Raw genomic sequence first — 12,862 nt, forward strand, 5'->3', positions numbered from 1 at the left:
AGTCGTCTTTAATTATTATAAATTTAATATTATAAGTGAAAACTTCTATTATTTCTATCAATTAACATTGTATTAACGGTTTCATATAGAAAAAGGAGTGTATTGCCTTTTGACAGTACCCTCCTTTGTTCTCTATCTATTAATCTGCAATGATCAGCAGTCTTTCCTCTACTTCTTGCTCTGTCAATCCATGTTCAGCCTTGTATCGATTTCGCGGGTGAGTGCGGCATTCTGAAGAACAGCTGCGCAAATATTTATGTTCATTTTCCTCAGAGCAGATAATTTTTTTGTTACATTCTGGATTCGCACAATTTACATACCGCTCACAAGGTTCGCCTGTAAAGTAATCACGTCCGACAACCACATGCTCTTTTTGATTAACCGGTACTCCAATTCTTTCATCAAACACATAAAGCTGACCGTCCCACAGTTCTCCTTGAACTTCCGGATCCTTACCGTACGTGACAATTCCCCCGCCCAATTGGGAAACATCCTTAAAGCCCTCTTTCAATAACCAGCCGGAGAATTTTTCACAACGAATCCCTCCGGTGCAATACGTAACAATTTTTTTATCCTCTAACAAATCTTTATTTTCACGGACCCATTGCGGAAGATCGCGGAAATTCTGGACATCCGGTCTGATGGCCCCTCTAAAATGGCCCAAATCATATTCATAATCATTTCTTGCATCAAGGATGACAGTATCTTCATCATTGATGCTTTCGTAAAATTCTTGTGGTGTTAAATGTTTACCTGTTAGTTCATTTGGATTTACATCATCCTCTAATCGCAGCGTAACAAGCTCATTGCGATAACGAACCTTTAATTTTGGAAATGCATGTTTATCTGCTTCATCTATTTTAAATATCATATCAGTAAAACGAGAATCCATCTTCATTGTCTCCATGTAGCGGTCCGTTTGTTCCACTGTTCCGGAAACTGTTCCATTAATCCCCTCACCAGCAATGATAATTCTTCCCTTTAATTCAAGTTCCTGACAAAGGTTTTTGTGTTCCTGCGTAAACTCCTCAGGATCATTTATTGGTACATACATATAGTACAATAGCACTCTATAAGGTTTTTGCTCCATTTCAATTATTCCACCTATCATTTTATATTTGCAAGATATAACTATATACATAGGTTTTATATTAGATATTCTTACCGAACTTTAGTATATCAGAAAAATAGTATTTGGAGGTGTTATACGCTTATCATTTTTTCAAAAGATATAAGTAAATGATGGAATATGCATCTTGTTTTGTATCCTTCATGATAATTGTTATGATTATATAGCAATATAAATGAAAGGATGAATGAGATTGGCAAATATAAATATACCGGTTTCTATCTTAAACCTTGTTCCGATTCGCAAAGGTCAAAATGCGAAACAAGCCATTGATTCCATGGTTGAACTTGCACGTGCCGCTGAAAAAATGGGGTATCGCAGATTTTGGATTGCTGAGCATCATAACGCACCAACACTCGTCAGTTCTGCAACCTCAATATTAATAAAACATACGTTAGAACATACAGAAAGCATTCCCGTTGGGTCTGGGGGGATTATGCTGCCAAATCATGCTCCATTAGTCGTAGCAGAGCAATTTGGTACAATGGCAACGATTTATCCTAACCGTGTCGAATTAGGACTTGGCAGGGCACCTGGTACGGACCGGCTGACTTCCAATGCATTAAGAAGATCTAGCGGACATGAATCTGTATATACCTTCCCTGATGACGTTCAATCACTTCTAACCTATTTCGGACCCGAAGATGTCCAAAGCTATGTAAAAGCACATCCAGGCGTCGGCACTCGAGTTCCGATCTATATTCTTGGCTCATCAACCGATTCAGCCTATTTAGCTGCCAAATTAGGACTGCCATATGTGTTTGCCTCCCACTTTGCACCGCAGCAAATGGCAGCGGCTATTTCAATTTACCGGGAAAAATTCCAGCCATCTCAATATCTCGATAAACCATATATGATGGTGTGTTTGAATGTAATCGCAGCAGAAACAGATGAAGAAGCAAACCTCTTAGCTACATCATTAGACCTCTTCTTCTTAAATGTAGTCAGAAGTGCTGCCATGCCATTAAGCCCTCCGGTTGAAAATATGGATGAATACTGGACTCCAATGGAGAAAGAAATGGTAAAATCAATGACAAGCGCTGTTTTGATGGGCAGTAAAGATACTATTCGTGCGCAGTTCACGAACTTCCAAGAGCAGTATCAAATCGATGAACTAATGGCAATTTCGTATATTTTTGATGAGGAAAAACAAACACGCTCTTATGAAATCCTGAAAGAAGTAGTGGATTGGAAATAGGTTTTGAGGTTATTTTACTGGTCACTAACAAGATCTTTTAGTGGCTGCTAACGAGATTTGTTAGTGACCTTTTTTGTTTCGATTCTTGTCCGGCTGCTATGGAAATACGACGCCCATTTGTTTTCTGGTTTCTTCTATAATTTCTGCTGTTATTAGTGAATTAGTATAGGTGTTAATCGTTGATTCGTATTTTCCTGCTTTAATCAGTTTAATGAATTCATCTGCTTCATAATACATAGAATGCTGTTGCGACTGTGACACATTCTCAACGATACCATTGCGATAATGTATTTCTACTTTTTCAATTGGATTCATTTTATCTATGACGATATTTCCATCCTCTCCTTGAATTTCTGACGGCAGAGATGAATCCGTTATTTTAGAAAACATCACGACTGCTTCCATTTCTGGATACGATAAGATGATACTTCCTTCCCCATCAACCCCAGACTCGAGAATATAGCCATTCGCTTTTATAGCTGTTGGTTTTCCAAACAGTACCACTAGTGGATAGATACAATAGATCCCGATATCCATAATGGATCCATTCGAAAAAGCAGGATTAAAGGCATTAAGTACGGTGCCTGCTTTATAAGCATCGTAACGGGAGCTATATTGACAGTAGCTTGCTGTAAAACGGCGAACCGTACCAATTTTATGTAAGTTTTCTTGAACCACCTTAAAGTTTGGCAATAAAGTTGTTTTTAAAGCCTCCATTAAAAGCACATTGTTTTCTTTAGCCGTGTGAATCATTTCTTTTACTTCAGCCGTATTCGATGCGAGGGGTTTTTCACATAATACATGTTTCTTATGCTTCATCAGCAGAATAGCCTGCTTTGCATGAAAGGAGTTCGGGCTGGCAATATAAACTGCGTCAATCGCATCACTCTTCGCCATTTCCTTTAAATCAGTAAATATTGTTTCAACACCATATTTTTGCGCAAATTCCGCCGCTCTTTCCTCTGAACGGGAATAGACAGCAGATAAAACAAAATCCTCCGCCATTGATGCTGCTTCAATAAAAGAATCCGTTATCCAATTTGTTCCAATTATTCCAAATTTAATCATTCATAAATCCTCCACCCATTTGTTTTAACTTAAGAAGACTTTAACGATTATATCAAAAAACGAACAGCACTATAAGCACTGTCCGTTTAAATTCTATTTTTTAGTTATATTTACACGACCTGAAAAAAAGGTAGCGCCGCCGCCCATATCTGACACGCGGTCTGGTGTTAAAGAGTTCACCAATTGATTTGCCCCATCGAGATTCTGCCATAGTCCTTGAGTTGCTACAACTCCTGGAAGTACGGTTTCGCCGACAGTGACTTTTAGCTCACATTCACCACGGTGATTCCAAACCTTTACAACATCTCCATCTTGGATATCTCGTTCCTTGGCATCCGCTACATTTATATGAAGAAGAGGTTCTTTTTCAAGGGCACGATGTTTGTCATTAATTGAGAAAGTTGAATTTAAGAAATTATGGTTTGGTGCTGGAACAAATGCAAACGGTAAATCCCCGTCATCTTGAAGCGGGATATAGGTAGGAAGTGGAGGATACCCGTCCTTTTCCATTCTCTTAGAATATAATTCAATTTTTCCGCTCGGTGTTTTAAGTCTGCCTGGAAGCAATGGTTTCATGTTTGCTTTTACATATTGCTTTTCCACTAATGCTTCATAAGTGATTCCTTCTAAATAAGGATTTCTTGGATAATCAAGTGACTTCGCGATCAGTTCTGCTTCCGTCTCCTGAAAAGCAGGTTCATCAAAGCCCATACCTTTTGCAAGAAGCTTAAAGACCTCTACATTTGACTTCGACTCCTCATATGGCTCGATGACCGGCTGTTGAATCTGCATATAATGATGCCAATACGATGCATAAAAATCAGTATTTTCATAGGACGAAGTTGCAGGTAAGATGATATCCGCGTACTTAGCTGTTTCCGTTAAAAATAAATCATGTACCACTACAAATAAATCCTCACGAAGCAGACCCTTTCTGACTTTATTTCCGTCAGGTGCCACAACCGCCGGGTTACTGCTGTAGATATAAAGTGATTTGATTGGCGGGTCCAGTGTTAGCAATGCTTCACCAATTTGATTCATATTTACCCGTCTTGTCTTTTTATTTTTTAATAGATCGGGACGCTGCAGGTAATAAGCATTATACTCTAAATAACCGGAATTCCCTTTAATTGCCCCGCCGCCTTTAACCATCCATTGTCCTGTCAGGGCTGGAAGACACGAAATCGTACGGATACACATTCCGCCATTATCGTGATGCTGCGGACCATTTCCAATCCGAATATAGGAAGGTGAGGTCGTTCCATACATACGAGCTAATGTATAAATATCTTCAATAGGTACCCCGGTAATGTTCGAGACTGTTTTAGGATCATATTGGATAACATGTTCGCGAAGTTCTTCATAACCAACTGTATATTGCTGCAAGAAAGCATGGTCAACCATATTTTCTTTAAATAAAATATGCATCATTCCTAATGCAAGAGCACTGTCTGTTCCCGGCATAATTGGTATAAACCAATCAGCAAACTTAGCTGTTTGATTTTTATGAACATCAATGACCACAATCTTTGCACCGTTTTGCTTACGGGCCTGCTGGGCCAATGCAATTTGATGCATATTTGTACTAACCGCATTGACTCCCCAGAAGATAATTAACTTAGAATGAACAGTATCCTCCGGATCAATACCGAAGCTTCCGCCCATTGTATATTGATATCCAACTCCACCTGCAACGGAACAGATGGTTCTGTCTAGACGTGTTGCACCCAAACGATTGAAGAAACGGCGATCCATTCCTTCTGCAGTCAGATTTCCCATATTCCCATAAAAGCTGTATGGAAGAATACTCTCGGGTCCATCTGATTCGATCAACTCTTTCCAATGAGAAGTAATAGTTTGAAGTGCTTCTTCCCAGCTAATTCGTTCAAACATACCTTCTCCTTTAGCACCAGTCCGTTTCATTGGATACTTTAAACGATTCTCATCATGAATACGAGCTGTCATATTTCTTACCTTGTTGCAGATATTTCCTTTTGTGACCGGATGATTGGGGTCACCCTCCACTTTTACGATTTTTCCATCCCTCTTATGAATGAGCAGTCCGCACTGATCAGGACAATCTAAAGAACAAACAGAAGGAAAGACGCCATCCGGCTGATTTATATAAGATGTCATGAATCATCACCACTTTTTAAATTAATATCTATCATTATACATTTATTCTAAAATACTAACTAGATATTGATTCCCACTATTTATTGGCGGTAAATATTAACAAATATATTTTTATTCTAAAAATGAAACCTTTTTTGTTTTCACTCGTAAATACTATACAATATAAGGGTGATGTAAAAATGATTTTAATACCTTTGTTTTACTTTCACCATTATATTTTATAAACAAACACATGGAGGGAATATAGTAAATGAAAAAGCTTTTATCAGCAGTACTTACAGCGGCATTACTCTTTTCGCCGATTGGAAATGTGGTTTTCCAAGATCACACCACAACAGTTGAAGCAAAAGGGTACAAGTCAGGTAAGAAAAGTTTTAACAGCAACAATAATAGCACAACTAACAACAATTCATTCTTCCAAAATAAAAAGAATGACACGACTACAACCAATAAATCTGCTGCGACACCTGCCAAACAGAGCGGCGGTTTAATGAAAGGACTTATGCTTGGTGGTCTTGCAGGTCTATTATTCGGCGGACTGTTTGCAAATATGGGGTTCTTAGGCTCTATTCTAGGGTTATTCGTTAATATTTTAGCAATTGTTGTTATCATTGCAGTGATTCGAAAAATTTTCACTCTATTCAAGAATAACAAGAAAAAAGAGGATCCGAATCCATGGAGAGGCTGATCATCTCTGAGCAGGATATCGTAAATGCTCTTTGTGTCTATATTTCTCGAAAAAAACAGATAAAGCCTGAAGAGGTTGAAATCGAACTGATGTATGACGATGATTATGGTTTTTCCGCAGAGGCTTATGCAAACGGGAGAAAACAAGTGCTCGTGACAATCAATATTATTGAAGCATTAAGACTATGGCTTGACGAATTCTTGAATAGAGATCCATACTCAGGAATTGAACTTGTACTAGACGACGAGGAAGGAATTATTGCAGTCATTGGTTAATTTGTGATTAAAGGGTTCATTCGAATACAAAATATAAAATTCATTAGTAATTTGCAACCATTTTGGTTGCTTTTTTGTTTAATTAAGGAATATTGTCGAACTACGCAAACAAAATCTTATATAATGTGTCAAACCCTTCCAATAAATTGGCTTTTTCCCACTTAGAATGCCCTGTCCATTTGTACATTTTCTAATATAATGTACTATCCTTTAAAAAGGAGGTGACATATTATGACAAAAGCACACCCTCCAAGACCACACCATCCGCCACACCATCCACCGCACCATCCGCCACACCATCCACCGCATCATCCACCGCACCATCATCCGCACCATAAACCACACCATAAACCACACCGTAAACCACACCGTAAACCACACCATAAACCGCACCATCATCCGCACCATCATCCGCACCATCATCCGCACCATCATCCGCACCATCATCGGCACCATCATCCGCACCATCATCCGCATCATCATCCGCACCATCATCCGCATCATCATCCGCACCATCATCCGCATCATCATCCGCATCATCATCCGCACCATCATCCGCATCATCCACCGCACCATCATCCGCATCATCATCCGCACGAGTAAAATATTAATTTAAGTAAAAGGGAATAAGCCAGATCTCAATGAAGAAGCTTTCCAACCGTGATGTTAATCACGGTTTCTTTATCAAATACACCTTTCAATTCCATCTTCCTAAAATTTTTAGTTTAACTTACCTCACTTACTGCACAGTTTTGATCTACTGCAAATACTATCATTGAACGGGTGCTTTAATTCAAAAGCCGAAATATAGAAAAATGCCCAAAGCCTTTTTGCCTCGAGCATTTTTTATATTGTTAATTTGCTTACTAATTAATTTGCTAATGTGATCGTGACTTCATAGTTTTATTTCAAAATAGAACCCCGTTCTCTTGCAATAGTCTTTTCTCTATGTGCTTATATTTAATCCATAAATTAAAAATCTCTCAGAAGGGTTTTGATTATATTTATCGGCAAGGATCACCTCCTGTTTCAATTCAAATGCTGTATCTTTTTCTAAAAAATAGATATAGTCTTCAGATGGATAATATAAAATCAAATCGATATTACGTTGTGCTTGTTCGAACGATAATAGTATATTGTTAATAACCTTCCTGAATATTTGGATCGAAAAAGGATTAAAAAAATAAAATCGATTATCGTTAGAGCTAATCTTGTACTCCTCAGCTAAGCAATTAAGAAAATGAATCCGCTCCAGGCTGTTTTTTCTATTTCTTACATAACCTTCATTATTTTTCAATGCTTCCTGATAAAAAATCGAGTTCATTTCAATACCTATCACGGTTGCATTAAATAAATGTTCGATAAAAAAGTTTAACCTGCCCTTACCGCAGCCAAAATCAACAATTCGGTCGCTGTTTTTTAATTCATATTGCTGGAATAAAGTCTCCAATGCACTATATGGAGTCGGCTCATATGGATGGTAATGAAAAGACTTATAAAAACGCTTCTGTTCTTCGCAAGTATGAATATTTAGCAACTTGTCATAGTATTGTTCATTCATTAATAATTCTCCTGCTAAGTTGATTTTTTTAGTCGACATTCTTAATCCTCCCTTTTATGTAAGAAATCTAGTAAATTACTTTACGAGGTTATGATACCTCTAGATGAAAGCATTTACAATTTACCTTACCTTTATTTCATATATTGTTCATCAATTCACATTAACTTTTTGGTCAAATCGATTTAATGACCTTTTGTGAAGCCTTGATAATTATAGATTTACTCCTTCTAAGAAAAATTAATCTATGAAAATACCAATTATCATTCATTTACAATTATAAAAATTGATGTGATATATCTTAATTTTCATTCATAAGATTGTAAATATTTTGCATTTACTATCAAAAAAGAACGGTCATCGTGATCTCCCACAATGACCGTTTACCAATCAACTTAAAGCGATCGAAATATATTTTGTTTCGAGGAATTCCTCTATTCCATGATGACCGCCCTCACGTCCTAATCCGCTTTGTTTATACCCGCCAAACGGAGCCTGGGCAACAGATGGTACGCCGTCATTTAAACCGACGATTCCATACTCGAGTTTTTCAGATACCTGAATAGCCTTGCTTAAACTTTCAGTAAACACATAGGCTGCTAATCCATACGGCGTATTATTTGCCCTTTGGATGACTTCTTCCATGCTTGTAAAAGTAGCAATAGGTGCCAGCGGACCAAATGTTTCTTCATTCATACAAAGCATGTCATCCGTTGCGTTTATTAAAACTGTAGGTTCGAAGAAAAATCCTCCATTTAACGCAAGCTTCTTTCCACCAGTTTCAATTCTGCCGCCTTTTTGAAGCGCATCATCAATATGATTTTCCATTTTCTTAATGGCTCTCTCATCAATTAATGGCCCAATTTGTGTCCCTGCTTCGAGCCCGTCTCCAACCTTCAAAGCATTTACTGCTGCCTTATATTTTTCTGAAAAAGTAGCAGCAATAGATTCATGAACATAGATTCTGTTCGCACATACACAGGTTTGTCCTGCATTTCGATATTTAGACGCAATGGCCTCAGAAACAGCTTTATCAATGTTTGCATCTTCAAAAACAATTAAAGGAGCATGTCCGCCTAATTCAAGCGACACTTTTTTTACCGTATCGGCAGCTCCGCGCATTAACGTTTTCCCCACTTCAGTTGAACCGGTAAACGTTATTTTTCTTACTCGATCGTCTTGAAGCCATGCCTCACCAATTGCCTTTGCATTACCTGTAATAACGTTAAACACGCCCTTTGGAATGCCTGCTTGTTCAGCTAATTGTGCTAATTTGAATGCGGTAAGCGGCGTCAGTTCAGCTGGTTTAACAACCGCAGTACAGCCTGCTGCCATCGCTGGAGCCACCTTTCTGGTAATCATGGCAGCCGGAAAGTTCCAAGGTGTAATCGCTGCTACAACACCCACAGGCTGTTTCAATACAAGAAGACGTTTATTTTCATGTGAAGCAGGGATCGTTTCGCCATATATTCTTTTCCCTTCCTCTGCAAACCATGAAATAAAGCTATTCGCATAGGTTACTTCGCCAATGGCTTCCTGCAGCGGCTTCCCTTGCTCACGTGTCATGATTTCGCCAATCACTTCTTTTTCTTGATCAATTAATTTGTACCATTGCTGCAGAAGTTCTGCGCGCTCTGCTGCTGTTTTTTGGGACCAGCCGGCTAATGCCTCATATGCTGCGTCTACCGCCCTTTTTGCTTCGTCAGCTCCACAGTTTGGTACTGATGCAATAACTTCACCATTTGCTGGATTTACTACAGCTAGTAAGGTTGAATCGTCTGCCTCGATCCATTCTCCATTTACATATACGGGTTGAACTTTCATTTCGCCTGCTCCCTCCAAATAGAAGATTTTTTTATACAAAAGACATCATATAAACTTTTAATTGCCTAATTAACAAATAGTTATCTTCTTTCATTTTATAAAAATATCAAACATTTATCCAACAGTTAATTAAGATTTAACACAAAAATCAAAACACCACCCTATTCTCCAACAGGGTGGTGTTCATAGATTTATTAATTTAAAAATGAAGTATCAACTAATCCCGCTAACTCAGGTTCTTCTTTTAAGAAATTCTAATTCAAAAGATGATTTAGCAAATTGGTTTAATACATCTTCGTCTACTTCTGTAGTGTAATTGATACGATCCATTGCACTTGCCACAAGATCTTTATCAAACTCTTGTCATATTAACATGTTTATGTTATTTAAGCTTACTTTTTTATTACTCTAAATTCTTTAAATTTTAGCCTAAAATGGCTCATGGTTGTGTATCGTTTGACAGTATTATAAAATGACTTTGGAATTACTAGAGTGGAGCAAATTATTTACCACATTTTTGGGGAGATTAAAATCCAAAAGAAAGGAAGATTTTTAATGAAGATTTATAAATCGGTCATTGAATTAATTGGAAATACACCTATTGTCCAATTAAACAAGTTACCGGATTCAAACGGCGCTAATGTGTATATAAAATTGGAATCATTTAACCCCGGCGGCAGCGTTAAGGATCGTGCTGCGCTTAATATGATTGAACGTGCTGAAGCAGAAGGAAAGCTAATCCCGGGCAAAAGTACGATCATTGAACCGACATCCGGTAATACGGGAATAGGGATTACGATGGTGAGTGCGGTGAAAGGATACCGCTGTATTATTACCATGCCTGATAACGCTACACCAGAACGTGTCAAAATCATGAAAGCCTATGGAGCAGAAGTCATTTTAACTCCGGCTAATTTGCGAATGCAAGGAGCAATTGATGAGGCAAACCGATTGGCTGAGGATCTTCCCGACAGCTTCATCCCAATGCAGTTTGAAAATGAGGCAAATGCTGATGCCCACCGCGATACAACTGCTGTAGAAATCCTGGAAGCCTTTGAAGGAAAACTGGATGCCTTGGTATTAACTGCCGGAACGGGCGGAACCGTTACAGGAACCGGGGAAGAACTAAAAAAACAAATCCCGGATTTAAAAATATACGTCGTGGAGCCTGCCGGGTCACCGGTCCTCTCTGGAGGGAAACCAGGTCCGCATAAAATTCCTGGAACTGGTCCAGGGTTTATTCCAAAGATTTTAAATCGGGATATTTATGATGAAGTCCTGCTAATTGAAGATGAAGATGCCCAAGTAATGGCACGCCGTCTTGCTGCAGAAGAAGGAATTTTCGTTGGCGCATCTGGCGCAGCTTCTGCCCACTTTGCTGTCGAAGTAGCAAAAAAACTACCGCCTTCAGCAAGAGTTCTCTGCTTAGCTCCTGATACAGGGGAAAGATACCTATCATCTGATTTATTTCCAATTTAATAAATAAAATGAAAAGCCTGCCCTAAATGCATGTTCGTGAGTGCAACCGGGACAGGCTTTTTTTTTACAGTTATGTTGGTTCATTTTAAAAAGGCTGATCTCTCATACTTGACGCATTAATCTAATTCACGATTAACGGCAGAAGTAGAAACCATCACTTCTTGCTTCGGCACTCGAAGCAGTATAACGCCCCCAATAATAAATAAAATGACAAGACTAAAGACACCGCTGTTCGTACTTCCCGTGATTTGTGCAGCGACCCCGACCAATACCGGTCCGATTATCGCTGCAAACTTTCCAAAGATACTGTAAAAGCCAAAGAATTCATTTGATGATTCTTTCGGGACAAGTTTGGCGAAATAAGAACGGCTCATGGCCTGAATTCCTCCCTGTGAAGTCGCAACAAGCATTGCCAGCAGCCAAAAGTCTATAGAGGAATCTAAAAAATAGGCGTAACAGCAAATAAAAATATAAACAATGATCCCCACCATAATCATCGTCTTCTCGCTATATCTTCCGCCTAGTTTACCAAACAGGATGGTAAACGGCGCCGCTACAATCTGCGTAACAAACAAGACAATTAATAACGTGGTCGATGTAATGCCAAGGTCTGATCCAAATGCCGTCGACATATTAATGACCGTATGAACGCCATCAATATAGAAGAAATAGGCCAATAAAAATAAAAATAAAGGGCGGTATAATTTAATGTTTTTTACTGTTGAATACAGCTGTTTAAAACTTGTTGAAACTGGATTTGGAACACGTTCCTTGTAGTATTTTTGTTCCACATTTTTTAACATTGGAATGGTAAATATCCCCCACCATAATGCTGTAATGGCTATGGCAATCTGACTTGCTACTGTGGTTGATAACGGTATAATGCCTTGCTGAGACAATAAAATAATTCCAATTGAAACGATAAAAGGAATCGTACTGCCAACATAGCCAAGCGCAAATCCATTTGAAGAGATGCGGTCCATCCTTTCCTTGGTCGTCACATCAACAAGAAAGGCATCGTAGAAGACATTAGCCCCCGAAAAACCGAGCGACGTGACCACAAAACAAACCAATAAGAGCAGCCACTGATCACTAGGAACCACAGCCAGAAGCAGCGTAAAAAGGATTCCTAATGACGAAAAAATGACAAATAAACGTTTCTTATAGCCTTTGAAATCTGCAATTGTGCCTAAAATAGGGGCTAAAATAGAAATTAATAAAGTTGCAAATGAATTGGCATATCCCCAATAAGCCGTTGATGTCGAGGCCGCTATTCCTGCCTGCGTTGCCGAAGCTTTGAAATAAAGCGGAAATATTGCCGTGACGACAACCAGCGTGTATGCGGAGTTCGCCCAATCATAAAAAGCCCAACCACGTTCAGGTGCTGTCATTTTGCCCATAATCGATTCCTCCCAGGCAAGCTTTATAAAGCATTTTGTGCCTTGTCCCATTATTACTTTTATTCCTACTTTCAGTTTACTATGTATTTACTCAATATTATTTATAT

11 protein-coding genes are annotated in these 12,862 nt (G+C 38.6%); 5 read left to right on the top strand and 6 right to left on the bottom strand.

Features of this window, described 5'->3' with window-relative positions; all coding sequences use genetic code 11:
- Positions 1–139: 139 nt before the first annotated feature.
- A complete protein-coding gene (locus tag R4Z09_RS22295; RefSeq protein ID WP_338448922.1) occupies positions 140–1,090 on the bottom strand; it encodes a rhodanese-related sulfurtransferase in 951 nt (316 codons plus the stop codon).
- Between the two features lie 232 nt (positions 1,091–1,322).
- On the opposite strand from R4Z09_RS22295, the gene R4Z09_RS22300 reads away from it, so the two are divergent.
- Entirely contained in the window at positions 1,323–2,327 is a 1,005-nt protein-coding gene (locus R4Z09_RS22300) for an LLM class flavin-dependent oxidoreductase (RefSeq protein ID WP_338448923.1), read from the top strand.
- A gap of 96 nt (positions 2,328–2,423) precedes the next feature.
- Here the strand turns inward: R4Z09_RS22300 and R4Z09_RS22305 are convergent, their stop codons facing one another.
- Both R4Z09_RS22305 and R4Z09_RS22310 read right to left on the bottom strand, forming a co-directional pair.
- On the bottom strand, positions 2,424–3,395 hold the full coding sequence (locus R4Z09_RS22305; protein WP_338448924.1) for a Gfo/Idh/MocA family oxidoreductase: 972 nt from the start codon (positions 3,393–3,395) through the stop codon (positions 2,424–2,426).
- Positions 3,396–3,488: 93 nt separating this feature from the next.
- Positions 3,489–5,531, bottom strand: coding sequence for a molybdopterin oxidoreductase family protein (locus tag R4Z09_RS22310; RefSeq protein ID WP_338448925.1), 2,043 nt, complete (start codon positions 5,529–5,531; stop codon positions 3,489–3,491).
- Positions 5,532–5,781: 250 nt separating this feature from the next.
- Here R4Z09_RS22310 and R4Z09_RS22315 point away from each other — a divergent pair, with 250 nt between their 5' ends.
- From R4Z09_RS22315 to R4Z09_RS22325, 3 genes are all read left to right on the top strand, one after another.
- Complete coding sequence (locus R4Z09_RS22315; protein WP_338448926.1) at positions 5,782–6,219, top strand: hypothetical protein; 438 nt, start codon at positions 5,782–5,784, stop codon at positions 6,217–6,219.
- Positions 6,207–6,494 (top strand): YxcD family protein, encoded by a 288-nt coding sequence (locus R4Z09_RS22320; RefSeq protein ID WP_338448927.1) that lies wholly within the window; start codon positions 6,207–6,209, stop codon positions 6,492–6,494. The genes R4Z09_RS22315 and R4Z09_RS22320 overlap by 13 nt, the downstream gene beginning before the upstream one ends.
- Before the next feature lie 231 nt (positions 6,495–6,725).
- The gene (locus R4Z09_RS22325) at positions 6,726–7,097 is read left to right on the top strand and encodes a hypothetical protein (RefSeq protein WP_338448928.1); all 372 of its coding nucleotides are present in this window, start codon (positions 6,726–6,728) and stop codon (positions 7,095–7,097) included.
- 343 nt (positions 7,098–7,440) lie between these two features.
- Here R4Z09_RS22325 and R4Z09_RS22330 read toward each other — a convergent pair whose 3' ends face one another.
- On the bottom strand, positions 7,441–8,055 hold the full coding sequence (locus R4Z09_RS22330) for a class I SAM-dependent methyltransferase (protein ID WP_338453331.1): 615 nt from the start codon (positions 8,053–8,055) through the stop codon (positions 7,441–7,443).
- A gap of 387 nt (positions 8,056–8,442) precedes the next feature.
- On the bottom strand, positions 8,443–9,876 hold the full coding sequence (locus tag R4Z09_RS22335) for an NAD-dependent succinate-semialdehyde dehydrogenase (RefSeq protein WP_338448929.1): 1,434 nt from the start codon (positions 9,874–9,876) through the stop codon (positions 8,443–8,445).
- Positions 9,877–10,431: 555 nt separating this feature from the next.
- On the opposite strand from R4Z09_RS22335, the gene cysK reads away from it, so the two are divergent.
- Positions 10,432–11,355 carry a cysteine synthase A gene (gene cysK, locus R4Z09_RS22340; protein ID WP_338448930.1) on the top strand — a complete coding sequence of 308 codons (924 nt, stop codon included), beginning with the start codon at positions 10,432–10,434 and terminating at the stop codon, positions 11,353–11,355.
- Positions 11,356–11,471: 116 nt separating this feature from the next.
- Here the strand turns inward: cysK and R4Z09_RS22345 are convergent, their stop codons facing one another.
- Positions 11,472–12,755, bottom strand: coding sequence for an MFS transporter (locus R4Z09_RS22345; protein WP_338448931.1), 1,284 nt, complete (start codon positions 12,753–12,755; stop codon positions 11,472–11,474).
- Positions 12,756–12,862 lie beyond the last annotated feature (107 nt).

It is taken from the genome of Niallia oryzisoli, from assembly GCF_036670025.1.
GTDB lineage: Bacteria > Bacillota > Bacilli > Bacillales > Cytobacillaceae > Bacillus_BD > Bacillus_BD oryzisoli.